The 26,230-nt window shown below is 75.6% G+C and carries 21 protein-coding genes; 8 read left to right on the top strand and 13 right to left on the bottom strand.

Annotated elements, in window-relative coordinates; all coding sequences use genetic code 11:
* Nucleotides 1–123 precede the first annotated feature (123 nt).
* Nucleotides 124–555 (bottom strand): VOC family protein, encoded by a 432-nt coding sequence (locus AB0D66_RS14780; protein WP_362301997.1) that lies wholly within the window; start codon nt 553–555, stop codon nt 124–126.
* A 227-nt stretch (nt 556–782) separates the two neighbouring features.
* On the opposite strand from AB0D66_RS14780, the gene AB0D66_RS14775 reads away from it, so the two are divergent.
* On the top strand, nt 783–2,078 hold the full coding sequence (locus AB0D66_RS14775; RefSeq protein WP_362301994.1) for a phosphoribosyltransferase family protein: 1,296 nt from the start codon (nt 783–785) through the stop codon (nt 2,076–2,078).
* Nucleotides 2,079–2,401: 323 nt separating this feature from the next.
* Here AB0D66_RS14775 and AB0D66_RS14770 read toward each other — a convergent pair whose 3' ends face one another.
* The 3 genes from AB0D66_RS14770 to AB0D66_RS14760 form a co-directional block, all read right to left on the bottom strand.
* Nucleotides 2,402–4,351, bottom strand: coding sequence for an NAD-binding protein (locus AB0D66_RS14770; RefSeq protein ID WP_362301991.1), 1,950 nt, complete (start codon nt 4,349–4,351; stop codon nt 2,402–2,404).
* Between the two features lie 63 nt (nt 4,352–4,414).
* A complete protein-coding gene (locus AB0D66_RS14765) occupies nt 4,415–5,371 on the bottom strand; it encodes an NmrA/HSCARG family protein (protein ID WP_362301988.1) in 957 nt (318 codons plus the stop codon).
* Nucleotides 5,372–5,433: 62 nt separating this feature from the next.
* Nucleotides 5,434–5,727, bottom strand: coding sequence for a hypothetical protein (locus AB0D66_RS14760; RefSeq protein ID WP_362301985.1), 294 nt, complete (start codon nt 5,725–5,727; stop codon nt 5,434–5,436).
* Between the two features lie 580 nt (nt 5,728–6,307).
* Here AB0D66_RS14760 and fusA point away from each other — a divergent pair.
* The 4 genes from fusA to AB0D66_RS14740 all read left to right on the top strand — a co-directional run bounded on the left by fusA (nt 6,308) and on the right by AB0D66_RS14740 (nt 10,561).
* Nucleotides 6,308–8,389 carry an elongation factor G gene (gene fusA, locus AB0D66_RS14755; protein WP_362301982.1) on the top strand — a complete coding sequence of 694 codons (2,082 nt, stop codon included), beginning with the start codon at nt 6,308–6,310 and terminating at the stop codon, nt 8,387–8,389.
* Nucleotides 8,390–8,522: 133 nt separating this feature from the next.
* Nucleotides 8,523–9,065: an FABP family protein gene (locus AB0D66_RS14750; RefSeq protein WP_362301979.1), complete on the top strand. Its 543-nt coding sequence runs from the start codon at nt 8,523–8,525 to the stop codon at nt 9,063–9,065.
* Between the two features lie 133 nt (nt 9,066–9,198).
* The gene (locus AB0D66_RS14745; protein WP_362301976.1) at nt 9,199–10,074 is read left to right on the top strand and encodes a polysaccharide deacetylase family protein; all 876 of its coding nucleotides are present in this window, start codon (nt 9,199–9,201) and stop codon (nt 10,072–10,074) included.
* Nucleotides 10,058–10,561 carry an FBP domain-containing protein gene (locus AB0D66_RS14740; protein WP_362301974.1) on the top strand — a complete coding sequence of 168 codons (504 nt, stop codon included), beginning with the start codon at nt 10,058–10,060 and terminating at the stop codon, nt 10,559–10,561. The genes AB0D66_RS14745 and AB0D66_RS14740 overlap by 17 nt, the downstream gene beginning before the upstream one ends.
* Before the next feature lie 64 nt (nt 10,562–10,625).
* Here AB0D66_RS14740 and AB0D66_RS14735 read toward each other — a convergent pair whose 3' ends face one another.
* Nucleotides 10,626–11,165, bottom strand: coding sequence for a DoxX family membrane protein (locus tag AB0D66_RS14735; protein WP_362301971.1), 540 nt, complete (start codon nt 11,163–11,165; stop codon nt 10,626–10,628).
* Nucleotides 11,166–11,280: 115 nt separating this feature from the next.
* Between AB0D66_RS14735 and AB0D66_RS14730 the strand changes: the two genes are divergently transcribed.
* The 3 genes from AB0D66_RS14730 (at nt 11,281) to AB0D66_RS14720 (ending at nt 13,568) form a co-directional block, all read left to right on the top strand.
* Complete coding sequence (locus AB0D66_RS14730; RefSeq protein WP_362301968.1) at nt 11,281–11,772, top strand: hypothetical protein; 492 nt, start codon at nt 11,281–11,283, stop codon at nt 11,770–11,772.
* Nucleotides 11,769–12,119: a metalloregulator ArsR/SmtB family transcription factor gene (locus AB0D66_RS14725; protein WP_361756046.1), complete on the top strand. Its 351-nt coding sequence runs from the start codon at nt 11,769–11,771 to the stop codon at nt 12,117–12,119. The genes AB0D66_RS14730 and AB0D66_RS14725 overlap by 4 nt, the downstream gene beginning before the upstream one ends.
* A 78-nt stretch (nt 12,120–12,197) precedes the next feature.
* Nucleotides 12,198–13,568, top strand: coding sequence for an MFS transporter (locus AB0D66_RS14720; protein WP_362301964.1), 1,371 nt, complete (start codon nt 12,198–12,200; stop codon nt 13,566–13,568).
* Here the strand turns inward: AB0D66_RS14720 and AB0D66_RS14715 are convergent.
* The 8 genes from AB0D66_RS14715 to AB0D66_RS14680 form a co-directional block, all read right to left on the bottom strand.
* Nucleotides 13,543–15,636: a SpoIIE family protein phosphatase gene (locus tag AB0D66_RS14715; RefSeq protein WP_362301962.1), complete on the bottom strand. Its 2,094-nt coding sequence runs from the start codon at nt 15,634–15,636 to the stop codon at nt 13,543–13,545. The two genes, AB0D66_RS14720 and AB0D66_RS14715, sit on opposite strands and share 26 nt — an antisense overlap.
* Nucleotides 15,637–15,802: 166 nt before the next feature.
* Entirely contained in the window at nt 15,803–17,956 is a 2,154-nt protein-coding gene (locus AB0D66_RS14710; protein WP_362301959.1) for a xanthine dehydrogenase family protein molybdopterin-binding subunit, read from the bottom strand.
* 197 nt (nt 17,957–18,153) lie between these two features.
* Entirely contained in the window at nt 18,154–19,170 is a 1,017-nt protein-coding gene (locus tag AB0D66_RS14705; protein WP_362301956.1) for a xanthine dehydrogenase family protein subunit M, read from the bottom strand.
* A complete protein-coding gene (locus tag AB0D66_RS14700; RefSeq protein ID WP_362301953.1) occupies nt 19,167–19,706 on the bottom strand; it encodes a 2Fe-2S iron-sulfur cluster-binding protein in 540 nt (179 codons plus the stop codon). The genes AB0D66_RS14705 and AB0D66_RS14700 overlap by 4 nt, the downstream gene beginning before the upstream one ends.
* A gap of 631 nt (nt 19,707–20,337) precedes the next feature.
* Complete coding sequence (locus tag AB0D66_RS14695; RefSeq protein ID WP_362301950.1) at nt 20,338–21,324, bottom strand: oxidoreductase; 987 nt, start codon at nt 21,322–21,324, stop codon at nt 20,338–20,340.
* A 78-nt stretch (nt 21,325–21,402) separates the two neighbouring features.
* A complete protein-coding gene (locus AB0D66_RS14690; protein ID WP_362301947.1) occupies nt 21,403–22,194 on the bottom strand; it encodes a class I SAM-dependent methyltransferase in 792 nt (263 codons plus the stop codon).
* 90 nt (nt 22,195–22,284) lie between these two features.
* Entirely contained in the window at nt 22,285–24,360 is a 2,076-nt protein-coding gene (locus AB0D66_RS14685; protein ID WP_362301944.1) for a dynamin family protein, read from the bottom strand.
* Nucleotides 24,360–26,204, bottom strand: coding sequence for a dynamin family protein (locus AB0D66_RS14680; RefSeq protein ID WP_362301941.1), 1,845 nt, complete (start codon nt 26,202–26,204; stop codon nt 24,360–24,362). The genes AB0D66_RS14685 and AB0D66_RS14680 overlap by 1 nt, the downstream gene beginning before the upstream one ends.
* Nucleotides 26,205–26,230: the final 26 nt, after the last annotated feature.

Raw genomic sequence — 26,230 nt, 5'->3', positions numbered from 1 at the left:
CCCCGGGGTGGGGGGTGCACACCCGCCCCTCCCAGCCGCCACCCCCCACCCCCCCCCCCCACCCCCCCCGCGGGGGGGGGGCGCCCCGGGGGGGGGGGGCGGGGGGGGGGGCCCCCCGCCCGCTCAGCGCTCCGACAGCTCCGACGGGGCCTCCTGGACCAACCAGCCGTTGCCGTCCGGGTCCTCGAACGTCATGAACGAGTTCCAGGTCCCGCCCTTGCCCTCCGTCCAGCCCGACTCGCCGACGTGGCGGACCGGGGAGACCTCCACCCCGCGGGCCACCAGCTCCGCGCGGGCCGCCTCGATGTCCGTCACGCAGATCTGGAGCCCCTGGAGCGTCCCCGGGGCCATCTCCTTCGTACCGGGCGCTGCGGGCATCCCCTGGAGCATCGCGATCGAGCAGCGGGAGCCGGACGGGGTCATCTGGATGATCCGCACGCCGGGGGCGACCTCGTTGTCGAGGTCGACCGCGAAGCCCGCCTTGTCGGCGTAGAACTCCTTCGCCCGGTCCATGTCGCTGACAGGGATCGGGACGACTTCGAGTGTCCAGTTCACGGCAAACGTCTCCTCACGAACGAACGGATCGGGCCGGGTCCACCCTCGCCCACGAAGGAGCGGCCCCGCACGCCGAAACGCCGGATCGCCGGACGGCGCGTCGCCGCCCGGGTCCGGGGCCGCCGATTTGCGGTGCGCCCCGATGTGGGGTTGGTTCGAGGTAGGCGTATACGTGGGTTTCCGACTCCCCGTCTCCCCGTCTCCCCTGGGTTTGGGGGTGAACCACCGTGTTCTTCGCCGACCGCGAGGACGCCGGACGGCGCCTCGCCGCGGTCCTCGGGCACCTGGAGCAAGAGCATCCCGTCGTCCTCGGCCTGCCGCGCGGCGGGGTCCCCGTCGCCTTCGAGGTGGCCCGGGCTCTCGGGGCCCCGCTCGATGTGATCGTGGTCCGCAAGCTCGGGGTTCCGTACCACCGCGAGCTGGGCTTCGGTGCCATCGGCGAGGGCGGGGTACGGGTGATCAGCGAGGAGATCGTGCGCAGCAGCCGGGTCGCGGCCGGGGACCTCGCGGCCGTCGAGCACGCCGAGGAGGCGGAGCTCGTACGGCAGGCCGGGCGGTTCCGCGCCGGCCGGGAACGGGTGCGGCTCGACGGGCGGACGGTGCTCGTCGTCGACGACGGGATCGCGACCGGGGCCACCGCCGCGGCCGCCTGCCGGGTGGTACGGGCGATGGGCGCGGCCCGGGTGGTGCTGGCCGCTCCGGTGGCTCCCCCGGACGCGGTCGCCCGGCTGCGCACCGAGGCGGACGAGGTCGTGTGCCTGTCCGCGCCGAGCGGGTTCTCGGCCGTCGGCCAGTGGTACCAGGACTTCTCCCAGACCCCGGACGAGGAGGTCGTCTTCCTGCTGGCCCAGGCCGCCGGGAGCGGGCCGAAAGCGGAGACCGCGCAGGAGGTGCGGGTGGACGCGGGCGGGGTCAGGCTGGCCGGTGACCTCGCGCTGCCGCCGGACGCCGGAGCCGTGGTCGTGTTCGCGCACGGCTCCGGCAGCAGCCGCCACAGCCCGCGCAACCAGGCGGTGGCCACCGCCCTGCGCCGGGCGGGCCTGGGCACCCTGCTCTTCGACCTGCTCACCCCGGCCGAGGAGGCCCGCCGCGCCAACGTCTTCGACATCGGGACGCTCGCCCGGCGGCTGACGGAGGCCACGCTCTGGCTGCGGCGCCGCGAGCCCCTGCCCGTCGGCTACTTCGGAGCGAGCACCGGCGCGGCGGCCGCCCTGAGCGCCGCCGCGGCCGCCGGCCCCGAGGTCGGCGCGGTGGTCTCCCGCGGCGGCCGCCCCGACCTGGCCGGGGAACTGCTCGCCGGCGTCCGGGCGCCGACACTGCTGATCGTGGGCGGCCTCGACACCACGGTCCTCGAACTCAACCGGCAGGCCCAGGCCCGGCTGCGCTGCGAGAACCGCCTCGACGTCGTCCCCGGCGCCACGCACCTCTTCGAGGAGCCGGGAGCCCTGGAGGAGGTCTCCGGCCTCGCCCGCGACTGGTTCACGCGGTACCTGGGACAACCGGACCGGCCGGCGCACCGGTAGGCCCGGGGCACCCGGCGGACCCGGCGGACCTGCCCGCCCGGGCCGGCGGCCCAGCCGGTCTGCTCCGCGCGGCCCCCCTTGACCGGCGCGGCGACCGTGGCGTCGTAGGACTTCCTCAAGTCGGTGGATGGTGTGCTGTCCGCCTGCCACCTGACCGTGCAGGACCTGAGGGCCGGCGGGATTTCATCCGCGGGCTGCCGCGCGGCGAACGCGGCCGCTGTGGCGGCGGCCTCGATCTCCTTCTCCACCGCCGCGACGTCCAGGCCGCCGCCGGTCCGCACTTCCGTTCGCCCACGGCCGGGATGGCGGACGGCCGCGGCCCCTCAGGGCCGGGAGGCGGAGGCGCCCGTGCGGCCGAGGAGCTCGGCCAGGCCCCGGCGGGTGGCCGCCAGGACCACGCGGTCCTCGGCCTTGAGGACGTAGCCCGGGTGCGGCTGCCACACCAGCCCCGGCCCGGGGACCGAACCCTCGCGCGGCACGGTGGCCAGGTCGGGGCGGCGCTCCGCGGGCGCGGCCGTGTCGAGGGCGACGACCCGCCAGGCCCCGGGGCGGAAGGCCTCGGTGACCGTCCGGCCTTCGAGCCTGGGGTGCCCCGCCACGTCGACGACGGCGAAGAGCAGCACCCGGCGCTCCACTGCTATGGCCCCGAGGATCTGGCGGCCCATCATCGCCCCGGCGAAGGCGGGGGCGGCGAGGTGGGTGACGCTCCGGCTGCGGGTGAGCGCGCCCGGGTGGGCGGCGCGCAGGGTGCGGTAGACGGCCGTCGCGAAGTCGTCCTCGTACAGGCGCATCACCACCCGGAGATCGGGTTTGACCCCGCGCGCGTACAGGGCGGCCTCCAGATTGGTGGTGTCCGAGCTGGTGACGGCGAGCAGGGCGTGCGCCCGGTGGACACGGGCGGCCTCCAGCACGCCCTCGTCGGTGACGTCGCCGACGACCACGGGCACCCGCAGCCGGCGGGCCAGGGCCAGTCCGCGGGCGCGCGGGTCGGACTCCACGCAGACCACCGGGATCTCCAGCTCCCGCAGCCGCGCCAGCACCCGGGTGCCGATCTTGCCCAGGCCCAGCAGCACCACGTGCCCGGACAGCCCGCGGGGCGGGCGGCGCAGCACCGTGGCCGTACGGAAGGCACCCAGCGCCTCGATCGCGGCCGCCACCAGGACGGGCAGCAGCAGGAGGCCGGCGAACCCGGTCAGGATCTGGAGCACCTGCCGCTGCGTCGTGGCGCCGACCGCCGGTTCGTTGATCGCGAAGAGGTCGAGCAGGGTGACGTACGCGGCGTGCAGGGGGTGGTCGCCCGTGGTCACCCAGGAGGCCACGGCCAGCGCGGTGACGGCGGCCGCGATGCCGGCCAGCGACCAGCGCAGCCTCCGGGAGAAGAGCGAGGCCACCGGCAGTGAGGCGGCGCTGAGGCGCGGCGGCGCCGGCTGCGCCGGACCCGTGTGGGCGACCGTCTCCAGGGCCACGGTGGCGCGTCCCGTCGCGGCCGCCACCGCCCGGTCGTCGGGCAGCAGTTGGAGCCCGCGCTCGCCGCCGAGCACCGAACTCTCGCTGCCGGCCGGATCGGTGGACGTCGCGGACAGCAGCGCGAGGGTGCACAGTCCCGGATCGGCCCGCTCGCCGCGCCCCGGCGGCGGGCGCTCCACGGCGCGCAGCAGCAGTCCGTCGGCCTGGACCACCTTGCTCGTTCCGGCGACCGCGCTCGCGGCCAGGGCGGGCGCGGCCGTGTCGGCGTCGGACAGCACGGTCGTGGCGGAGTCCCGGACGCGCGGACCGATCTCCGGCTCGGCCACGATCGCCGCCTGGTCCAGGAGGTCCTCGAGGTGCTCGCCGAGCTTGCGGTTGTAGAGCCGGATCACCAGCCGCAGCCTGGGGTAGAGCCGTCGGGCCACCAGGGCCGCCCGCACGTTGCGGTCGTCGTCCTCGTAGACGAGCGCGAGGGCGGCCGCGCCGGCCGCCACGGCGGCCAGCACCTCCTCGTCCGGCTCCGCGGCCTCCACGATCCGCGGTTCCCGCGGCGGCCGCGCCTGCGCCGGTCCGCGGGACCCGTCGGCCGAGGGGACGCGCCCCCAGCGCCCGCGCCGCGCCGGCGGCCCCACCGCGAGCGGCGGCTCGCTCGCGGGCGGCACGACGAGCGTGACGCGCTCCCCGTACACCTCGGCGAGTTCGGCCGCCAGCCTGCGGGCCAGCCCGTCGTCCCCGCACACCACCATCCGCCCCGTGCCGCCCGGGACTTGAAGAACCTGCTGCGGAATCTGCACGGGCCCCAGCATGCCGTGCGGCGGTGACACCGGAGCCGGCGGGCCCGCCCGGCGCCGGGCCGGAGCCCGCGCGGGCTACTGGGCGAAGGCGGTGCGCAGTTCGTCGCGGTGGGCGGCGAGCCAGGTCCCGAAGTCCTGGAGTTCGGGGTTGAGTTCGCGGATGGCGGTGAGGTCCCGGGCCGCCGTGAACCGGTCCGCGCAGTCGGCGTAGTACTGGAACATGTTCCCGGCCTCGTCGGCACCCGGGAAGCCCTGCGCACGGAAGGCGTCCGCGGTCAGGGGGCGGTAGCGCACGGTTTCGCCGACCGTTTCGGTCAGGGCCGCGGCCATGCCGGCGAGCGTGAGGTGCTCGCCGGCGATGCTGATGGTGGCGGCGATCAGGTCGGTGTCGCGCTGGAAGACGGCCAGGGCCGTCCGGCCGACGTCCGCCACGGCGATGCCGGAGAGCCGGCTGTCGCCCATCGGGACGGCCAGCTCGAGGACGCCGTCCTCGCCGCGCTGCGGGGCGAAGGTGGTGAGCAGATTCTCCCAGAAGAAGGTGGTCCGCAGGAAGGTGGTGGGCACGCCCTCCTCGGCGAAGTAGTGGTCCGCCTCCGCCTTGCCGTCGAAGTGCGGCACCTTGTAGCGCTCCTGGAGCGTGGGCATCCGCGGGTCCTCGAGCGGGATGCAGGCGCGCGTGTCCTCCAGCGTGGACCAGATCGCGTGCTGGATCCCGGCGTGCGAGGCGGCCCGGGCGAGGGCCAGGGCCTGGGCCTTCTCGCGTTCGGCGGACATGTGCTCCCAGAAGTCGGTGACCAGGTACGCCCCGTAGGCGTGCTCGAAGGCGGGGGCCAGGCTCGCCTCGTCGTCCATGTCGCCCTGGACCACCTCCGCCCCGAGCCGGGCCAGCTCCACGGCCCGCGGCGCGTCCGGGTGGCGGGTCACGGCGCGCACCCCGAAGCCGCCCTCCGGGTCCGCCAGGATCGCCCGTACCAGGCTGCCGCCCTGTGAGCCGGTGGCGCCGAACACTGTGATGGTCTTCTTCTCAGCCATGCCCTCCTTCTTCGCACACTCTCCGCGCCCGGGCCGTCACGCCACGCCACGCGCGGGGTGCTTCAGGGGCCCGGCCGCAGCGGAACGTCCGGCATCGGGTACCGCGTCCCGGACTCCATCAGGGCGCACACGGGGCTGTCCGCGGGGTCGGCCGGGCAGGCCAGGTCGATGGCGAAGGGCTGCGGCGGATCACCCGGCAGCTCGGCCGTCAGTACGGTGCGGGCGGCCTTGGGGGCGCGGCCCATGACGACGGTCCTGCCGTCGACGAGCACCTCGACGGGCCGGCGCGGGCCCTCGTACAGCACGCTGATCGAGTGACCGTTCTGATCCAGTTGGAAACAGTGCCGGATGGTCATCACGCACTCCCGGGACGACGCGTCCCCTCCTTCTTTGCATCGTACGGCGCAACTCCGCGGGGCGGGTGCGTAACCCCTTGCGTGGCGGATCGTTTCTCCGTACGTCGCAGATACACACCCGCGTCCCCCGCGGTGTCCGCGGCCCAGGGTCCGGGGAGCACCATCACTCCCCGGGCCCTCGGTCATCCGGCCCCCTGCGCGCCGGGCCGGAAAATACGGTGCCCCGGCCCGGGCCGGTTCCCTAGACTCGCCGCACGCGCTGCCGACAGAGCGGCGCGCGCCTCATGCCGAGTGAAGAGAAGGGGAGCCGGGCCATGTGCGTTCACCGCACCGCAAGCGCCTTCGCCGCCCCGTCCCGGTACGACGTGATCCCGGTGTCTCACGCCTGACGGTGCCGGCTGCGCGGCCGCCACCGTTCCCGTGACGCATCCTCAGTTCCCCGCCCCCGCCCCGCCCTTGCCCTGCCCCCGCCCTGCACGTACGGGCGCCAGTCCGGGCCGGGCCGGCTGCCGGGCTGCGCCGTCCGGGAATCGCGCGCCCTTCTCCTCATCGTTCGACATCATTCGAAAGGCCCCGGGCCATGCGCACCAACCGGCGATCTGCCGCCACCGCCTCCCCCGCCGACACCGTCCGGAACCTGGGCATCCTCGCCCACGTCGACGCCGGCAAGACCACGATCACCGAACGCATCCTGTTCGCGGCCGGCGCCATCCACAAGCGGGGCGAGGTCCACGACGGCACGACCGTCACCGACTACGACGCCCAGGAACGCGACCGCGGCATCACCATCTTCGCCGCCGCGGTCAGCTGCGCCTGGGACGGGCACCGGGTGAACCTCATCGACACCCCCGGCCACGTCGACTTCTCCGACGAGGTCGAGCGCTCCCTGCGGGTGCTGGACGGGGCCGTCGCCGTGTTCGACGCCGTGGCCGGCGTCGAACCGCAGAGCGAGTCGGTGTGGCGGCAGGCCGACCGGCACGGCGTACCGCGGATCGCCTTCGTCAACAAGCTCGACCGGGCGGGCGCCGATCTCGACACGGCCGTCACCTCGATCCGCGAACGGCTGGGCGCCGTACCGCTGGTGGTCCAGCTGCCCATCGGCAGCGAGGACGCCTTCACCGGTGTCGTCGACCTGCTGGGGATGCGCGCGCTGGTCTGGCACCCGGGCGCCGACACGTACGAGACGGGGCCCGTCCCCGAGCCGCTGCGCGAGGAGGCGGCCCGGCGCCGCCGGATCCTCGAGGAGGCGGTGGCCGAGCTCGACGCGGAGGCGCTGGAGGAGTTCTGCGCGGCCTCGGCGCTGTCCGAACGGACCCTGGCCCGCGGTCTGCGCGCGGTGACGCTGCGCGGGGACGGTGTGGTCGTGCTGTGCGGCTCGGCGTACAAGAACCGCGGGGTCGAGCCGCTGCTGGACGCGGTCCTCGCCTATCTGCCGTCGCCCGCCGACATGCCGCCGGTGCGCGGGACGGCGGACGGCGCGGAGGTGGAGCGCGCGCCGGACCCGGCGGAGCCGTTCGCCGCGCTCGCCTTCAAGGTGACGGCGACGCCCACCGGGCGCCTCACCCACCTGCGGGTCTACGCGGGCACGCTGCGCACGGGCGAGTCCGTACTGGACGCCGGTACGGGTCGTACGGAGCGGGTCGGCAGGATCCTGCGGGTCCAGGCGGACCGGCACGAGGAACGGGAGGAAGCGGTGGCCGGTGACATCGTCGCCGTGGTCGGGGTGAAGGCCGCCCGGGCCGGCACCACCCTGTGCGCTCCGGGGGCGCCGCTGGTCCTCGAACCGCCCTCGGTGGCCGACCCGGTGGTGTCCGTGGCCGTCGAGGCCCGTCGCGGCGGCGACACGGGACGGCTCGCGTCGGCCCTGGCACGGCTCGCCGAGGAGGACCCGTCCCTGGTGGTGCGGTCCGACGCGGAGACCGGCCAGACCGTGCTGTCGGGGCTGGGCGAACTCCACCTGGAGGTCGCCGTGGAGAAGATCCGCAGCGGCCACGGGGTGGAGGTCGTCGTCGGCCGTCCGCAGGTCTCCTACCGGGAGACCGTCGTGCGCGGGGTGACCGGCCTGGTCCACCGGCACGTCAAACAGGACGGCGGTGCGGGGCAGTTCGCGCATGTCGTCATCGACGTCGAGCCGCTGGAGGAGGGCGTGACGGGATTCGAGTTCCGCTCGGCGGTCGTCGGCGGCCGGGTGCCGCAGGAGTACGCGCGGGCCGTGGAGGCGGGCTGCCGGGACGCCCTCGCCGAGGGCCCCCTCGGCGGGTTCCCGGTGACCGGGCTGCGGGTCACGCTCACCGACGGGGCGACCCACTCCAAGGACTCCTCGGACCTGGCGTTCCGGGCGGCCGGCCGCTTCGCCCTGCGCGAGGCGCTGCGCCAGAGCACGGTGGAGCTCCTGGAGCCGGTCGCGGAGGTCACCGTGACGGTCCCGCAGGACTGCGTGGGCGCGGTGCTGGGCGACCTCGCGGCCCGCCGCGGGCGGGTCTCGGGATCCACCTCCCGGTCCGGGACCGCGGTGGTCACGGCCGCCGTTCCGCTGGGCGAGCTCTTCGGCTACGCGTCGCGGCTGCGCGGCCGTACGCAGGGCCGCGGGACCTTCACCACCCGCCAGGCCGGCCTCGCGCCGGTCCCGCCCTCCGTCGCGGGGACGCTCCTCGCCCGGTAGCCGCCGCGCGGGAGACCCGGTGCGCACGGTCCCGCCCCCGGCCACGGGGGCGGGGCCCACCCGCACGGCCCGGCCCCGGCCCCGGCACTAGGCTGCGTGTCCCGAGGACCCGTCACGACAGCAAGGTGCGCACATGTTCGAGTCGCCGCAGGAGAATCCGTACCCGGACAGCCACGTCCTCGGCGAGGGACCCGAACCGCACCCGCTGCTGCGGCCCGTGCTGCCCCTGCTGGGGCGCTGGCACGGCCGGGGCCGGGGCGAGTACCCGACCCTGGAGCAGGACTTCCGGTACGAGCAGGAGATCGCCTTCAGCCACGACGGGCGCCCGTTCCTGCGCTATGAGGCCCGCGCGTGGCTGATCGACGCGTCGGGCGCCCCGGTGCGCCCGGCGGGGCGGGAGGCCGGGTGGTGGCGGGTGACGCCCGACGCCACCCTGGAAGTCGTCCTCGCCCACCCGACCGGCATCGTGGAGACGTACGTCGGGCGGGTGTCCGACACGGAGATCGAGATCGAGACCAAGGACGTGGCGCTGACGCCCCTGGCCAAGGAGGTCACCGGCACCCGGCGCCACTACGCGCTCCGGGGAGCCGAGATGACGCTCACCCACGACATGGCGGCAGTCGGTCAGCCGCTGCAGCACCACCTCACGGCCCACCTGCGCCGACGCCCCTGCTGACGCTTCCCGCGTCCCGCGGGCCGCGGAATCACCCGGGTGCCCGGCAGGTTCCGGCCCGCAGCCGGGTCCCCGCTCTCGCATAGTCGAGGTACGCCGTGGCCGCCACGGCGCCGTGCCGGAGGGAGAGACCGTGGTGGATACGGGACGACGTACCGCGATGACCGCACTGCTGGCCGCGGGGCTCGCCCCGGGTACGGCCGCCGCCGCGGCCTCGCGCCGGCCGGCCGACGCCGGGCTCGTCCCGGGTGCCGCGGCCCCGGCCTCGCCGGCGCGGGCCGTGCCGGCCGCCGGGGCGGGCCCGCGCCCGCCGGCGGCACTGCTCGGCGCCGAGATCCGCCGGCTGCCCACGTCCCGGAAGGTCGTGGCGCTCACGTTCAACGCCGCGTGGGACGAGAGCGGGCTGGACACGGTGCTGGGGGAACTGCGCCGCCGGAAGCTGCCCGCCACGTTCTTCCCGACGGGCGACTTCGCCGATGCCCACCCCGCCGCCGTGCGGGCCATGGGCGCGGCGCACGGCCTGGGCAACCACTCGTACAGCCACCCCTACTTCAATGACCTGAGCACCCAGGAGCGGGCGGACGAGGTCGGCCGCGCCGACACGGCGATCCGCCGGGCGTCCGGGACCGAGCCGCTGCCGTTCTTCCGCTTCCCCTACAGCGCCACGAGCGAGGACGCCATCGCCGACGTCAACGACCTCGGCTACGCGGCGATCGAGTTCACCGCCGACACCAACGGCTACCTCGGGCCGGCCCGCGGCATGACCGTGGACGAGGCGGTCCGGCGCGCCGTCGACGCCCTCACGCCCGGCGCGATCATCCAGATGCACGTGGGCAGCACGGGGGACGGCGTCGTCCTCGACGCCCAGGCCCTCCCCCGGATCATCGACGCCGCCCAGGCCGCCGGCTACACGGTCACCGACCTGCGCGACTTCCTCACCGAGGACCCGGAAATCGGGATGCGCGCAGGTCAGCGGGTGCGTAGGGTCGATCCACGTGGAACCACTCACTGAGAAACAGATCCGCTCGTCGTTCGTGAACTGCACGAAGGGCGAGGCAGCGCGCCTGCGGCTGCCGCTGGACTTCGCCGAACTGCCCTGGGAGGACCTGGACTTCCTGGGCTGGGTGGATCCGGGAGCGCCGCTGCGGGCCCATCTGGTGCTGCCCGGGGCCCAGGGACCGGTGGGGATCTCGCTGCGCGTGCCCTCGGTGGGCCGCACCAGCGCGGTGAAGTCCAGCCTGTGCCAGATCTGCCTGACCGGTCACGCGTCGTCCGGGGTCACCCTGCTCGCCGCGCCGCTGGCGGGCGCCCGCGGCCGGGAGGGCAACACGGTCGGCATCTACGTCTGCGCGGACCTGGCCTGCCCCCTGTACGTACGGGGCAAGCGCCAGCCGAAGCTGCGGGCCGGGCGGTACGAGGAGTCCCTGACGCTGGACGAGCGCCTCGCGCGCATGTCGGGCAACCTCGACGCCTTCGCGGCCAGGGTCACCGCGGCGTGACCGGTCCCGGGCCCCCGCCGCGGCGAGGGCGGGGCCCGGGGGCCGGCCTCGGGGGGGCGGGCGGTCAGCCGCCGCGCTGCTCCTCGCGTACCCGCTCCTCCTGCTGCGCCCGGGCGCGCCTGGTCACCACCGCGGCGGCCGCGAGCGCGCTGCCCGCGAAGGCCAGCGCGACCGTCCACGGCTGGTCGAAGTGGTGCCGGGTGACGTGGTCGACGGAGTAGCGGCCCGGCCCGGCGAGGCCGACGGCGGCCGCGGTGAAACCGAGGAAGGCCGGGTACTCGAATCCGCCGCCCTGGTTGAAGAACCCGGCGGGCGCGTGGACCGACACGGCCCCGGCCATGGCCCCCGCCGCGGCGGCGCCGGCGGCCGGTGTGGCCAGGCCGAGGACGAGCAGGGCCCCGCCTCCGGCCTCACCCAGGCCGGCGGCGATCGCGCTCTGCCGCCCGGGCCTGAACCCCATGTGCTCCATCGCGGCCGCCGTCCCCGCCAGGCCCCCGCCGCCGAACCAGCCGAAGAGCTTCTGCGTCCCGTGCGCCATCAGCACCGCGCCGGTGCCGGCGCGCAGCGCCAGCAGGGCGAGGTCACGGCGGTTGATGCAGGTCATCGGGTCTCCTCACACAGCGGTTGCGGTACGCACCATCCGTATCCGTTCCGGCACCACCGCCCACACATATGCCCGCAGATCCTCCATACGGCCGGACTGCGGCGGAAGGGACGCCATGTACTTCGAGCAGGTCTTCACGTACGCGTGGGAGCACCACACGGGCAGGGGCGCCGCCGTGCTCTCCGTGGCCTGTGAACCGGAGGAGGCGGGACGGCCGCGGCGCTGGCTGCTGCTGGCGGCACAGCCGGACTTCAGCGAACTCCTGGCCTTCGAAGATGCCGCGCACGCCCGGGAGTTCGCTACGGCGGTCCTCGAACTGCCGTCGTCGCGGCGGTTCCACGAGCGGGACATCGAGCTGTACGAGACGGGCCCGGGGCAGGACCGCCAGGCCACCCTGACGGTGGGCCGCGACCCGGCCGACGGGCTCCGCGCCTACTTCGCATACCAGTCCTTCTACCTGTTCCCCGACCGCGACGGCCGGCCGGGCCCGGCCGCCCTCGGCCTGGAGGTGGTCTGCGACGACGTCGACGTGGAACGGGCCAAGGCCGAGGCCCGCGCACTGCTCGCGGTCCTCGACGGGGCCGGCCCGCCTACCATGTGCCCATGAGCGCGAGCACGCACCTGGCAGGTGCACACGGTGCGCAGCCGCGAGAGGAGCGGCTGGCGGTCGCGGTGTCCGTCCTGGCGCTGCTCGCGGATGCCACCCGGCTGGCGCTGCTGGACGAGCTGGGGCGGGGCGAGGCCGATGTCGGCACGCTCACCGAGGCCTGCGGTGCGGCCCGGCCCTCCGTGAGCCAGCACCTCGCCAAGCTGCGCCTCGCCGGTCTGGTCACCAGCCGCAAGGACGGACGGCGCGTGGTCTACGCCCTGGGCCACGGCCATCTGCGGCGGCTGGTGGACGAGGCCCTGAGCGTCGCCGATCACCAGCTGCGCGCCCTTCCGCCGCACGACTGAACGCTCCGGGTCGCCGCCTCGTGGACACCGCCACTCCATCATGTGCACAGGTGCGCACATGATGGCTATGGTGGTCCGGTGCTGTCCGTCCTGCGCAACCGCACCTACCGGCGCCTGTTCACGGCGCAGGCCGTCGCCCTGGCGGGCACCGGGCTCGCCACCGTCGCGCTGAGCCTGCTGGCCTACGACATCGCCGGGACCGGCGCCTCGGCGGTGCTGGGCACGGCCCTGGCGGTCAAGATGGTCGCCTACGTCGGCATCGCCCCCCTGGCCGGCGCGCTCGCCGACCGGATCCCGCGGCGCACGCTCATGGCGGCGCTGGACCTCACCCGCGCCGGGCTCGCCCTGGCTCTCCCGTTCGTCACCGAGATCTGGCAGATCCTCCTCCTGGTCTTCCTGCTCCAGGCGGCATCGGCCGCGTTCACCCCGGTCTTCCAGGCCACCGTCCCCGAGGTGCTGCCCGCCGAGAGCGACTACACCCGCGCCCTGTCGCTGTCCCGGCTCGCCTACGACCTGGAGAGCCTGTTCAGCCCCGCCCTGGCCGCCGCCCTGCTGGCGTTCGTCTCCTACGACCGGCTCTTCGCCGGCACCTGCCTCGGCTTCCTCGCCTCCGCCGCCCTCGTCGTCGCCACCGTGCTGCCGCGGCCCGCACCCGCCGAGCGCACCGGCGGCGCCTGCGCCGAGGCCGCCTTCGGCGCCCGGCTGTTCTGGGCGACGCCCCGGCTGCGGGCCCTGCTCGCCCTGGACCTCGCGGTCGCCGCCGCCGGCGCCCTCGTCTTCGTCGACACCGTCGTCCTGGTCCAGGGCCATTTCGGCCGCTCCGCGGGCGCCGTCTCCCTGGCCCTCGGCGCCTACGGGGCGGGGTCCGTACTGACCGCGCTGCTGCTGCCGCGCCTGCTGCTGCGGCGCACCGACCGCGCCGTGATGCTCCCGGCCGCCTTCGCCCTGCCCGCGGTCCTGGCCGCAGTCGCCGCCCTGACCGCGGCGGCGCCGGGCGGCTGGTCCTGGTGCGCGGTCCTCGCCGGGTGGGCCGCGATCGGCGCGGCCTCCTGCGCCGTACTGACCCCCGGCGGCCGGGTGGTCCGCCGCTCCACCGCCGATCCGGACCTGCCCCGCGCCTTCGCCGCCCGCTTCTCCCTGTCCCACGGCTGCTGGCTGCTGACGTATCCCCTGGCGGGCTTCCTCGCCGCTTGGGCGGGGCTCGCGGTGACCGCGCTGGTCCTCGGCGGCGTCTGCCTGGCGGCCACCGCGGCGGCCGCCGCCGTCTGGCCGGCCCGCGATCCGTCCCGGCTCGAACACGTCCACCCCGACCTGCCCGCGGACCACCCCCACCTCGCCGACGCGCTGCCCGCGGCGGACGGCTGGCGGCACGGGCACCACTACGTCATCGACCGGCACCACCACCGCTGGCCGGCCCCCGGCCTCACAGGGCCTTCGCCCGGGCGATGACCAGGGCGACGTCGTCGTGGTCGTCCGGCCGGCGCAGGGTGTCCAGGAGCCGGTCGCAGGTCTCCTCCAGCGGGCGGCTGGTGTCGGCGAGCAGCTCCAGCAGCAGGGCGAGGCGCTCGTCGATGGGCTGGTCCCGGGTCTCCACCAGCCCGTCCGTGTACAGCACCAGCTGGTCCCCGGGCTCCATCGGCACGGCGGTGACCTCGAAGGGGACGCCTCCCACGCCCAGGGGCGTGCCGGTGGGCAGGTCCAGCAGCCGGGGGGCCCGGCCGGCCCGGATCAGGACCGGGGGGAGGTGGCCGGCGACGGCGATGCGGCACTGCGCGCGGTGGGGGTCGTAGACGGCGTACACGCAGGTCGCGATGGTCTCCTCCAGCGCGCTCGTGGTGCGGTCCAGCTGTTCCAGGACACGGGTCGGGTCGAGCGACAGTTCGGCGAGGGTGCGGGTGGCGGTGCGCAGCTGTCCCATCCCGGCGGCGGCGTTGATGCCGCTGCCCATGACGTCTCCGACGACCAGGACGGTGGTGTCGTCGGGCTGGGCGATGGCGTCGAACCAGTCACCGCCGATCTCGCTGGTGGCCGCGGCGGGCCGGTACCGGTAGGCGACCTCCAGACCGGGGGTGGGCGGCGGGTGGTGCGGCAGGAGGTGGTGCTGGAGGGCGAGGGCGGTGTGGTGCGCGTTGCGGTACCAGCGGGCGTTGTCGATGCACACGGCGGCGCGGGCGGCCAGTTCGCCGGCCAGGATGATGTCGTCGTCGTTGAAGGGCCTCGGGTTGCGGGTGCGCTTGAGGTCGAGCGCGCCGAGGACCTCGCCGCGGGCGATGAGCGGCACGGCCAGGTACGAGCGCAGCCCGGCGCGGGCCAGCAGGGCGGCCGCGTCGTCGTCGCGGGCGATGCGGGAGATGTCCCGGGCGTGGACGTGGGCGACCAAAACCGGATGGCCGGTGGTCACGGACTGGGTGACCAGCCGGTCCGCCTCGTAGCGGGCGATGTCGCCCGGCGGGTCGGCGGCGCGCACGGCCTCGCTGGGATAGGAGGACGCCACGGCCAGGGCCCGGAACACCGCCGGTTCGTGGGCGGACGACTTCAGGCTGGGGCGGCCTTCGAGGACGGAGTCGAGGATGTCGACGGCGGCGATGTCGGCGAGCTCGGGTACGACCACGTCGGCGAGCTCGCGGGCGGTCTGCTCCAGGTCGAGGGTGGTGCCGATGCGGACGGTGGCGTCGGCGATCAGGGCGAGGCGGCGCCGGCTGAGGGCGATCTCCTTGGCCGCCTGGTGACTCTGCGTGACGTCCACCACGGAGGTGGCCAGGCCCAGCACGCGCCCGCCGGCGTCCTCCAGCCGGTAGTACGAGACCGACCAGGCGTGCTCGTAGTGCTGGTCGCCGTGCGTGTGCCCCGCCGTGAACTGCTCGACCAGCGGTGTCCCCGTGGCCAGTACCTGGCGCATCGCCGACTCGACGGCGCCCGCGTCGTCGAGGAAGGACAGCGCGTCGCGGACGCTGCGCCCGATGTGGTCGGCGGCGGGCAGCCCGTTGATGCGCTCCAGCGAGGGATTGACCAGGACGTAGCGCAGGTCCGTGTCCAGGACCGCCAGCCCGATCGGGGACTGGGCGACCAGCCGGGCGGAGAGGGCCAGGTCCCGCTCCAGCCGGCGCAGGCGCGTACGGTCCGTGGCGATGCCGAGGGCGAACAGGTCGCCGTGCTCGTCGAGCAGGCGCATGTTGCGGAACTCGACCAGGCGCGTGCTGCCGTCCTTGTGCCGTACGGGGAAGGCCCCGGCCCAGTCGCCGGCGCCGCCCATCACCCGGGCGAACAGCTCCACGACCAGGTCCGCGTGGTCGTGGGACGCCAGCAGCCGGGCGGCGGGCCGGCCGAGGGCCTCCTTCGCCGTCCACCCGAACAGCTGCTCGGCCTGCGGGCTCCACAGGGCGACCCGCCCCTGCGCGTCCAGGACGACCGCGGCGACGTTCAGGACGTCGAGCAGCCCGCTCGGCGGGGACACCCCGGGCGCTGTGCGCCCCGCAGGGTCCGCCCGGCCTCCCCCGAAGGCTCCGGTCGCATCCATCCAAGGCGCTCCCTTCCGGCGCGGCTGTCTTCATCGTCCCCCCAAATCCGCCCTCCAGCCCTCCGGCCCCGCGCGTTCGGCTGGGGGCACGGCCGGTCCCGGCCCCGGACGCCGCGGCGGGAGCGGGCGGCCGCCGCGGTGCGGGCCGGCCCGCACGGCACGGTGCTCAGCCGCTCCCCGCGCCGGAACCGGCCGGCGTGGCCGCCGTGAGGGCCGCCAGGACGCGGTCCGGGGTGAGGGGGAGATCGCGCAGGCGCCGGCCGGTGGCGTGGCACACGGCGTTGCCGATCGCGGCGGCCGTGCCGACAATGCCGATCTCGCCGATGCCCTTGCTGCCCATCGGGTTGAGGTGCTCGTCGTGCTCGTCGATCCAGCCGACCTCGATCTCGGGCACGTCGGCGTGGGCCGGCACGTGGTAGGCCGCCAGGTCGTCCTCGGCGAAGCCGCCGTGGACGGGGTCGACCGTACTGCGCTCCGTCAGGGCCATGCCGAGGCCCATCACCATCGCTCCGGTGAACTGGGAGCGGGCCGTCACCGGGTTCAGGATGCGCCCGGCCGCGAAGACGCCGAGCAGTCGGCGTACCCGCACCTCTCCGGTGACCGTGTCGACCCGGACCTCGGCGAAGTGGGCTCCGAAGGCGTGGCGGGCGTACGGGGAGCCCTTCTCGACCGCCTCCGTGGTGTCGGCCGACGCCGAGAGCCCCTCGGCGGGCAGGGCGCCCCGGTGGCCCGCCAGGCGGGCGGCCAGGGCGGTGCAGGCCTCGTGCACGGCCCAGCCCCAGGAGGCCGTGCCGCAGGATCCGCCGGCCAGGGAGGCCCGGGGCAGGTCGGTGCTGCCGATGGCCACCGTCACCGAGTCCAGCGGGACGGCCAGGGCGTCGGCCGCCACCTGGGCGAGGACGGTCCGGGCGCCGGTGCCGATGTCGGTGGCGTTGATCTCGACGAGGCGGCTGCCGTCGGGCCGGGCGTGGGCCCGGGCGGTGGAGGGCGCGATGTACACGGGATACGTGGCCGCGGCCACCCCCACACCGTGCAGGAACGGTCCGTCCCTGCGCGGCGTACGGGACGCCGTCCAGCCGAAGCGGGCGGCGCCCTCCCGCAGGCACTCCACGAGGTGCCGGCTGCTGAAGGGGCGGTCCGTGTCGGGTTCGAGGGCGGGCTCGTTGCGGACGCGCAGTTCCACCGGGTCCATCCCCAGGGCGTCGGCCAGTTCGTCCATGGCCGACTCCAGGGCGTACATGCCGGGCGCCTCGCCCGGGGCGCGCATCCAGGAGGGCGTCGGCACGTCCAGGGGGACGGCCCGGTGGAGCGTGCGGCTGTCCGGTACGGCGTACATGACGCGGGCCGGGACGGCCGCCTGTTCGACGAACTCCCTGACGCGGGAGGTGTGCGTGGTGGCCTCGTGGACCAGGGCGGTGAGCGTGCCGTCGGGTCGCGCGCCGAGGCCGATCCGGTGCAGGGTCGGCGCCCGGTGCCCGACGACGGCGGGCAGGTGGCGCCGGGGCAGGGCGAGTTGGACGGGCCGGCCGAGGCTGCGGGCGGCCATCGCGGCCAGGACGACGTGCGGGCGGGGGGTGCCCTTGCAGCCGAAGCCTCCGCCGACGTGTTCGCTGATGACCGTGATGCGGTCCTCGGGCAGGTCGAACAGCGAGGCCAGCGCCGTACGGACGGCGCCCGCGCCCTGGCTGGAGTCCCATACCGTCAGGTGCCCGCCGGCCTCGTCCCAGGCCGCGGTGGCGGCGTGCGGCTCCATCGGGTGGTTGTGCAGCGGCGGCACGGTGTAGACGCAGTCGACGCGTACGGGCGCGGCGGCGAGGGCCGCGTCCGGGTCGCCCCGCTCCCTGAGGGCGGGGTGGCCCCCGTTGACCTCCTCGGGCGTGTAGGCGTCGGGATGGCCGGCGCGCAGGGTGCCGTCGTGGTCCTCGGTCGCGTAGCGGATCCGCAGGGCTTCGGCGCCGGCCCTGGCTGCTTCGAGGGTCTCGGCGACCACCAGGGCCACGTACCAGCCGCGGTGCGGGACCTCGGTGTTCTGCAGCACCTGGAGCACGGGGTCGTCGGAAGGGCCCAGGCGGGGCGCGTCGCCGGCGGTGAGGACGCCGAGGACGCCGGGTACCTCCAGGCAGGGGCCGGTGTCGAAGGCGGTGACGCGGCCGCGGGGCACGTCGGCGGGGACCGGCCAGGCGTGGACGCGGCCGGGCGGGTGGTGGTCGGTGGCGTAGCGGGCGGCGCCGGTGACCTTCTGGGGGGCCTCGGAGCGGACGGCGGGGGTGCCGAGGACGGAGTCGGGGCGTTCGGGGCGTCGGGAGCGGTCGGCGGGCATTGCTGCTCCTAGGGGGTGATCTGTCGGGCCGGATCGGGGAGCGGCGTCTGCCGCCGTGGCGCACGTGGCGGAGGAGGAAGTCGATGCGGTGGCGCTCCCCGCCTCCCTGCGGTGGCCGGCGGGCGCCGACGCCCGACGGTGACGTGGCGAGGCGCGGTGCCGGACCGCACGGGCCCGGCCTGAACGGCCACGACCCCCTACGGGGTGCGGGGCTGTCCGGCCTGCGCCTGCCGGGCGAGCGTGGCGAGTGCGTCGCACGCCAGGTTGCGGGCGAGCGTGACCTTGTACGCGTTGTCGCGCAGGGGCCGGGCCTGGGCCAGTTCCGCCTCCACCGCCTCCCGCACGGCCTCGGCGGTGGGCTCGCCGCCGGTCAGCCGTGCCTCGGCCGTCGCGGCCCGCCAGGGCCGGTGGGCGAGGCCGCCGAAGGCGAGGGCGACCCGTCGTACGCGCCGGCCGTCGGGTTCGAGTTCGAGTACGGCGGCCACCGAGGCCAGGGCGAAGGCGTACGAGGCCCGCTCGCGGGCCTTGCGGTAGAGGGAGACGGCGCCGGGGGCGGCGGCGGGCAGCAGGACCGCGGTGACGATCTCGCCGTGCCGCAGGACGGTGTCCTGCTCGGGCCGGTCGCCGGGCAGCCGGTGGAAGGAGGTGGCGGGCACGGTCCGGGCGCCCTCCTCGCCGTGCAGCTCGATCTCGGCGTCGAGGGCGGCGAGGGCGACGGCCATGTCCGAGGGGTGGGTGGCGATGCAGTGCTCGGAGTGGCCCAGAACGGCGTGGTCGCGGTGGACCGCGTCGCGGGCCGCGCAGCCGGTGCCCGGGTCGCGCTTGTTGCAGGCCGCGGAGACGTCCTGGAAGTAGGGGCACCGGGTGCGCTGGAGCAGGTTGCCGCCCGTGGTGGCCGCGTTGCGCAGCTGCGCCGACGCTCCCGCGAGCAGGGCCTGGGTGAGGGCGGGGTGGCGCGAGCGGACCAGGGGGTGGGCCGCGACGTCGCTGTTGCGCGCGGTGCCGCCGATGCGCAGGACGCCGCCGGGGAGTTGCTCGACGCCGTCCAGGGGCAGCCGGGCGAGGTCGACGAGGGTGGCCGGGCGCTCGACGCCGCGCTTCATTAGGTCCACGAGGTTGGTGCCGCCGGCGAGGTAGCGCGAGCCGGGCAGGCCGGCGTGGGCGGCGGTCGCCTCCTGGAGGCTGGTCGCACGCACGTAGGCGAAGGGTTTCACGCGGTCACGTCCCGTACGGCGTCGACGATGCGGGGGTAGGCGCCGCAGCGGCAGAGGTTGCCGCTGAGCCGTTCCCGGATCTCCTCGGCGGTCAGCCGCGCGGGGGCCGGATCGGCGAGGGCCTCGGCGGGTGTGGCGTGCGAGGGGTGGCCCGCGGCGGCCTCTTCGATGGCCCCGAGGGCGGAGCACAGCTGGCCGGGGGTGCAGAACCCGCACTGGAGGGCGTCCCGGTCGATGAAGGCCTGCTGTAGCGGGTGCAGGGCGCCGGAGGGGTCGGCGAGCCCTTCCACGGTGGTGACGTGCGCGCCGTCCTGCGCGACGGCGAGCAGCAGGCAGGCGTTCACCCGGCGTCCGTCGAGGAGCACGGTGCAGGCCCCGCACTGGCCGTGGTCGCACCCCTTCTTGGCGCCGGTCAGGCCGAGGTGCTCGCGCAGGGCGTCGAGGAGGGTGACGCGGTGGTCGAGCCGCAGGACGTGTTCCGCGCCGTTGACGCGGAGCGTGACGGGGGAGGCTGGTGCCCCGGTTCCACTCGGCACCGCCGGTCTCCCTTCGGCCGGGTGGGACGTCCCGTCCGGGTGGGACGTCGCCGCACCACGTCGTATCCCGCCGCGGCCCCGACGGCCACCGTGCCACGCGGATACCTCCCACCCCGGGCCCCCGATCTTCCCTCGGTCGGCCCCGTCCGCATGCCCCGCCCCGACCCGGGCAGGGGCCCCGTACGGGGCGCGGCCTGGCCACCCGGCCGCGACGGGGTCGCGTCCCGGCGAACGCGCCCGTCCGGCCGCTCTCCCCACCCCGGCCCCGGCCCCCGCCCCGGGCGCGGATACACAAACAGCCCGGCGGCGGCCCAGCGCAAGCCCGGGGAGCGGCCCGGCGTAAGCCCAGCGGCGGCCCGGGAGCGGCGCCGGCGCCGTCACACCGCAAGCCCGGGAGCGGCCCGGCGGGGCGGCCCGGCGGCGGCCCGGCACAAGCCCGGGAGCGGCCCGGCGGGGGCCCGGCGCAAGCCCGGCAGCGGCCCGGCGGGGCGGCCCGGCACAAGCCAGGCGGGGGCGGTGCGCAAGCCCGGGAGCGGCCCAGCGGCGGCCCAGCCCAAGCCCGGGAGCCGCGTCGGCGGGGGCGGTGCGCAAGTCCGGGAGCGGTTCGGGCGGGCGGGCTGGCGGCTCGGGGCTAGCCCAGGGCCGCCAGGAGTTCGCGTTCGCGGGTGGGGGTGAGGCCCGTGCGGCGGGGGCGGTGCAGGCCGGTCTCGCGTTCCCAGGCCAGGGTGTCCGTCAGGAGGGCCGTCCGGGGGCGGTGGCGGAGGCCGGCGGCCTCGGCGGCGGCGCCGCTGCGGGCGCAGAAGCCGGCCATTTCCGGGTCGGCCATCCACATGGCGAGGGACTCCGGCCCCATGAACTCGCCCACCCCCTGCCCGAGCAGCCAGTCGCGGCCGGCCGGCACCACCGGCCCGGTGTGGCCGCCGATCTCGCGCGACAGGGCGAGCCACTCGCCGAAGGGCACCTCCGGGCCGACCGCGTCGTACGTGCCGGTCGTCTTCTGCTCGGCGCAGTCGAGCAGCCATGCCGCCAGGTCGCGTACGTCGACCGCCTGGGTCGGGACGTCCAGCGGGTCCGGCACCAGCATCGGCGCGAGCGGCTCCCGGGCCGCGCGGCCGACCCAGTACCCGGTCCGGCCGCTGTGGTCGCCCGGCCCGCCGATCAGTCCGGCCCGCGCGATCAGCAGCCGCTCGCCCAGCGCGGCCGTCGCGGCCTGCTCGCAGGCCACCTTGGCCTGCCCGTACTCCTCACGGCCCAGCTCGTCCGCCGCGGCCGCCGGCAGCAGCTCGGCCGTCTCGTCCGCGCCCGGCCGCGCGTGCGAGGCGTACGCGCTGACCGAGGAGACGTACGTCCAGTGGCCGGCCCGTCCGCCGAGCGCCTCCAGCGCGCCGCGGACGAAGCCGGGCTGCCAGGACACCTCCACCACCGCGTCCCAGTCCCGGCCCGCCAGGCCCGCGTACGCGGACGCCTCGCGGCGGTCCGCGGCCACCAGCGCCGCGCCCTCGGCGACCTCGCCGCTCTCGCCGCGGGCCAGGCACGTCACCCGGTGCCCGCGTGCCACTGCCTGCCTCGAGATCTCGCGGCCCACCCAGGCCGTCCCGCCCAATACCAGAATGTCCATCCGCCCACCCCAACACGGGCGGTGGCGCCGCGCCCAGGGTCTTTCGCCGAGAGCGCACCGCCGGCGCACCGGCCCCGATCAGGCCGCCAGCGCCGTGGTGACCACCAGCGGCGGGCGCCTGCGCTCCGCCTCCCAGTCGTGGCCGCGCGGGAGTTGCGGGTCCGCCAGGGCGAGCGCCTCCTCGACGGTCGGGCGGTGCTGGACCACGTCCCGGAAGCCGGTGCGTTCCAGCAGCGCCGGGATCAGCGCGACGGGCCACGCGTGGTTGCGCACCTCCTGCCAGGAACCGTCGGTGCGCCGGAGCCGTACGGTCAGCTGGTCGCCCGGGCCGTGGGCCTCGCCCGGGCCGCCGATGCGCAGCGAGGCGTAGTCCAGGCCCGTGCAGTCCGGGTCGGTGACGAGCAGCACGAACGGGGCTCCGGGCCGCAGCAGCCGGCGGACCTCCGTGAACACCGCGAGCACCGCGTCCTCGCCGGGCAGCGAGGCGAGCACGTGGTTGCACATCACGGCGTCCGCGCAGCCGTCGGCCAGGCCGGCCGCGCGTCCGTCCCGGACGAGGTGGTACTCGGCCACGGCCGTGCCCGAACCGCGGGCGAGCGCCAGCATCTCGGGCGAGGTGTCCGCGCCCAGCACCCGCGCCCCCAGCCGGCGGGCGGCGTGGTCGGCCACCGTGCCCGGCCCGCACCCGTAGTCCACCAGGACCCCGCCGCCGCCGAGCCGGCGGGACAGCTCCCGGAAGACGAAGGGGTATCCGAGGAGCCAGTCCGTGGCGGCGTCCACCGCCGCGAAGGCCTGCGCGCCCTCGTGGCCCGACCATGCGGCGTTCTCTCCGGCTCGGGGGTCCCCGGAGCCCTGCGACCAGTCGCTCACGGCCTCACTATCGGCCCACCGGGGCCGTGCCCGGGTGGTACGACACGGGGTTCGGCCCGCCTTGCCCGGCCGAGCCCCGCCCCGCGGGGGTCAGGGCTGCTCGTGCTCGGCCTCCGACACGAAGGGCTGGAGGAAGCCTCCGATGAGCTGCTCGATCTCGGTGATGCGCTGTTCGTGCGTGTACAGCTCGTCCCTGAGGTCCGCCTTGCCCTGTTCGTCGTGCCGGGACTCGTCGATGTTGCGCTGGACGATGCCGATGAGGTCCTGGAGCTGGGTGTGGAGCGTCTCGCTGATCCCGCCCCACACGGCGCGCAGATCGGCGGCGCGGCTGTCGGCGTACTGGCGCGCTGCCATCGTCGCCGACTCCTTGACGTGGTCGGAGAACTCCTGCGCCGCACGGGCCTGCAGTTTGCCGTCGGCGAAGAGGACCGCGCCGGAGGCCATCAGCGGTCCGACGGCGGCGCCGATGGCGATCGCGACGCCGACCGGGGGCACGGTCAGCCCCAGGGTGATCAGGCCGGCCGTGGCGGCGGCGGCCGTGCCGCCCGCGACGGCCGCCCCGGTGCCCGCTCCGATGGCCATGAGGGAGCTGGGCCGGTACATCAGCGGCACGTCGTCCCGGCGCCGCCGTCCGCTGCGGCCGTTGCCCTTGCCCGCCGCGATGGCGAGGGTGTAGAGGAGGTGGTTCTGGTCCCGGACCGACTGGGCGCCGGTGAGCTCGGCGCGGAGCTTGTCGAGGAGGTCCGCGTGCGCCCGGATCAGCGGTTCGAGCTGGCGCAGCAGATCGGACTGCCGCTGCTCGATGAGCTGGTCGAGGGTCTGTGCGCAGAAGACCTGCATCCGCTCCTGGAGTTGGGCGGTGTAGGCGTCCATGAGCTCGTGCTGGGCCGCCACGCGGCCGTCCTTGGTGAAGGAGCGGACGGCCCGGCTGAAGCGGCCGGGGCCGCTCGTCACGTGCCAGCCGGAGATCTCGCCGCTGGTGTCGGACAGGAAGGTGGCGAACCTCAGCTGCAGTTCGCTCTCGATGTCGAGGATCCGGCCGCCCACGATGTCCCGGATGGCGTCGGCGCTGGTCCGCAGCTGGTCCTGGGTGGCCTGGCTGCGCACCAGCAGCTCGCGCAGCTCCGCCGTGGACTTCATCAGGATCGCGCCCTCGTCGTGCAGCCGCAGGCGCAGGTTGACGGCGTTGTGCCGGAGGAATTCGGCGAGCCGGACGAACTTCACCCGGGCCGCGTCGCGCATGCAGAAGACCTCCAGGGCGGACTCCAGTTCGCCGATGCCCGAGTCCCGCAGACGCATCTCGTCGCCGTCGATCCGAGCCTTCAGCGCTTGGAGCGCGCTGACGAAGAACACGTTGGAGACGGCGGGCGAATCGGTGTCGCCGCCGAGCTCGGCCACCGCGTTGCGGCAGCGGCTCATGACCTCCGCTCGTTCCTCCTGCTCGATCCGGTCGAACTGGTTCACCACGAAGAAGATGTCGCGGTGTCCGAGCCGCTTGACGCGTTCGAGGTAGTTCTCGGTCTCGTGGAGGGTGAAGGGCCGTCCCGCGTCGGTGACGAACACGACGGCGTCCACCTCCTCCAGGTACCTCAGGGTGACCAGTTCACGGTCCGGGCTCTCGTTGATGCCCGCCGAGTCGACGATCTCCACGGATCTGCGCAGCAGTTCCAGCGGCTGTTCGACGACGGCCAGCGCGAACGAGGGGGCCCGCGGTGCGCCGTGGGCGTCGATCTGGAGGGAGACCTCCCGCTTGAACTCCTCGGTGGTGACGGCTGTCTCGCCGCCGCGCCGGTCCGCGTCCCGGTAGAGCCAGGCCCGCTCGGTCTCGCCCCAGCGCAGGACGGTGGTGAACGCGGTCGCCGGATTGGCCTTGGTGGGCAGCAGCCGCTTCCCCAGCAGGGCGTTGATCAGGGTGCTCTTGCCGCTGCTGAACTCGCCGAGCACCATGATCCGGAAGGTCTCGCGTTCGAAGACCGAGCCGTTGATGCCCAGTTCCAGCTCCCTGACCGGGCCGCCGGGCGGGGCCATGGCCACCGCCGCCTCGCCGGCCACCTGGTGCAGTCGCCGGTAGTAGGAGCGCAGCGCTCCGATGTGGTTGCTCCAGCCGCGGAAATGCGTGGCCGCGGACTCCGGGCCGGGCGGCGGCTGCCGGTTCTCGTGGTCCATCAGGCCCCTTCCAGGGGGGAGAGGTGGGCGTGTACGGAACGGCTCAGCGACCGGGCGGTGCCGCGCAGCGAATTCCAGTGCCCGAAGGAGTCCGGGCGGGCCGCGACGGCCGTCGTGTGCAGCCGCCACCACTGCTCGTCGCGGTCCCTGGCCTCGCTGAGCAGGCGGTCGTACACCTGGCCGATCCGCGCGTCGGTACGGGCCACTTGTTCGGTGAAGGCGGTCTCGACGATGCGCTCCAGGTCGTCGATGGTGCGTTCGCGGCGCTCCGCCTGGCCGTGTTCGAGCGCCTCGGTCACCAGGGCCGTGCCGGCCGCCCCGGCGATCTGTGCGACGACCTCGGTGGAGACGGGGGTCAGCACGCTCTCGATGGCGGTGCCGACGAACTCCGGCAGCCAGGAGGCGTCCCAGCCGGTCGCGTTCTGCGATTCGGCGGCGGCCGCGGTCCCGGCGACCCCGGGCAGGGCGGCCGTCGGCACGATCCGCCGGGAGTCGGGGGCGGCCAGTCCCTGGAACAGCTCCTCGCCGGGCCGGTTGCGGAGCAGGACGTCGCGCAGCCTGCGGGTGTCCTGTTCGAGCACCCGGTCGACGGTGGCGGTGGTCCAGGCTTCGAAGCCCTGGAGCGCTTCCGCGGTGTACGGGATCGTGTGCAGCCGGATGAAGTGCTGTTCCTCCGGGGTCTCCAGCATCCCGGAGAAGCGGGAGGCGAGTTCGCTCGCCGCGGCGGCCCGGCGCCTGCGGGCCTCGGCGGCTATCGCCGCGGCGAGCGCGGCGCGCCACTCCCCCACGTCGGCGCTGAGGACGATCCAGTGGAAGCGGGCGCTCTCGTGCGCCGTGTGCCAGATCTGTGCGGCGCGGGCCCGGACCGGGTCGGAGCGGTCCGCGTCCGCCAAGGCCCGGGCGGCGGCCTCCTCGACCAGGTCGCAGGTGGCCGCGAGCAGGTACAGCCTGCGGATCGTCCGTAACGCGCGGCGCAGCCGGACACCGGCGAGCTGGGCGAGTACGGAGCGCACCCGGTCGATCCCGTCGGCCGCTTCGGCCGCGGACGCCGCGCCGGGTGCGCGGACCGGCCCGGGCACCACCAGCGCCTCGGGGGCCAGGATCCCGACGAGGTGCCGGACGCGTCGCAGGATGTCGGCCGCCTCGTCCTCGACCTCGTCGAGCTTGGTGACGACGACCGCGAGCGGCGGGGTGTGCGGGGCGGCGGCCAGCGCCTTGATCCTGGCCTGTTCGGTGGCGAGCATCGCCCGCCGGGCCTCGGTGACCACGACCACCACGTCGCCGTCGGCCACGATCCGGGCGAGGGCTGCGGTGTCGGGCTGCCGTATGCCGGACCAGCCCTCCCAGCCGGGCGTGTCCACGAGTTCCACTCCGGCCCGGGCCAGCCAGGAATCCGCCGGCACCGGGACCCGTACGGTGCGCGGCCGCGCGGGATCGGCGGGCTCGGCACCGGCGGCCGTGGAGGGCGCCTCCGCGGTCCCGGGTCCCGCCGCCTCGTGTCCTGCCGGTCCGGCTTCCGCCGCTCCGGCTTCCGCAGTCCTGGCGTCCGCCGCTCCGGCGGCGGGGTCCGGCCGGACGACGACGGGCGGCCCCTTCGTCGGGTGGACGGAGACGGGCAGGCAGTCCTCGCCGACCAGGTCGTTGACGAGCCGGGACTTGCCGACGTTGCTGCCGCCGATGACGCAGATCCGGGCCAGCGGGGATTCGGCCCTGCGGGCGGCCCGGCGGATCAGCGAGGCCGCCGAGTCCGCCCCCGCCTGGTCCGCGAGCAGGGCGACGCGCTCCGCCAGTTCGCCGATCGGCTCGCGCCGCGGCTCGCCCCGGGGCAGATCCCGCCCGTGCATGCCCGTACCGCCCACGGCGCCGCCAC

This window comes from Streptomyces sp. NPDC048270 (assembly GCF_040652335.1).
Lineage (GTDB): Bacteria > Actinomycetota > Actinomycetes > Streptomycetales > Streptomycetaceae > Streptomyces.
This window is presented reverse-complemented; position numbering and strand designations above follow the sequence as displayed.

Bases quoted from the DNA above. Each gene is read 5' to 3' on its own strand.
- AB0D66_RS14770 (WP_362301991.1), bottom strand. From the start codon at position 4,351: ATGCTGGGGCCCGTGCAGATTCCGCAGCAGGTTCTTCAAGTCCCGGGC.
- AB0D66_RS14765 (WP_362301988.1), bottom strand. From the start codon at position 5,371: ATGGCTGAGAAGAAGACCATCACAGTGTTCGGCGCCACCGGCTCACAG.
- AB0D66_RS14760 (WP_362301985.1), bottom strand. From the start codon at position 5,727: ATGACCATCCGGCACTGTTTCCAACTGGATCAGAACGGTCACTCGATC.
- fusA (WP_362301982.1), top strand. From the start codon at position 6,308: ATGCGCACCAACCGGCGATCTGCCGCCACCGCCTCCCCCGCCGACACC.
- AB0D66_RS14750 (WP_362301979.1), top strand. From the start codon at position 8,523: ATGTTCGAGTCGCCGCAGGAGAATCCGTACCCGGACAGCCACGTCCTC.
- AB0D66_RS14735 (WP_362301971.1), bottom strand. From the start codon at position 11,165: ATGACCTGCATCAACCGCCGTGACCTCGCCCTGCTGGCGCTGCGCGCC.
- AB0D66_RS14730 (WP_362301968.1), top strand. From the start codon at position 11,281: ATGTACTTCGAGCAGGTCTTCACGTACGCGTGGGAGCACCACACGGGC.
- AB0D66_RS14725 (WP_361756046.1), top strand. From the start codon at position 11,769: ATGAGCGCGAGCACGCACCTGGCAGGTGCACACGGTGCGCAGCCGCGA.
- AB0D66_RS14715 (WP_362301962.1), bottom strand. From the start codon at position 15,636: ATGGATGCGACCGGAGCCTTCGGGGGAGGCCGGGCGGACCCTGCGGGG.
- AB0D66_RS14710 (WP_362301959.1), bottom strand. From the start codon at position 17,956: ATGCCCGCCGACCGCTCCCGACGCCCCGAACGCCCCGACTCCGTCCTC.
- AB0D66_RS14695 (WP_362301950.1), bottom strand. From the start codon at position 21,324: ATGGACATTCTGGTATTGGGCGGGACGGCCTGGGTGGGCCGCGAGATC.
- AB0D66_RS14685 (WP_362301944.1), bottom strand. From the start codon at position 24,360: ATGGACCACGAGAACCGGCAGCCGCCGCCCGGCCCGGAGTCCGCGGCC.
- AB0D66_RS14680 (WP_362301941.1), bottom strand. From the start codon at position 26,204: ATGCACGGGCGGGATCTGCCCCGGGGCGAGCCGCGGCGCGAGCCGATC.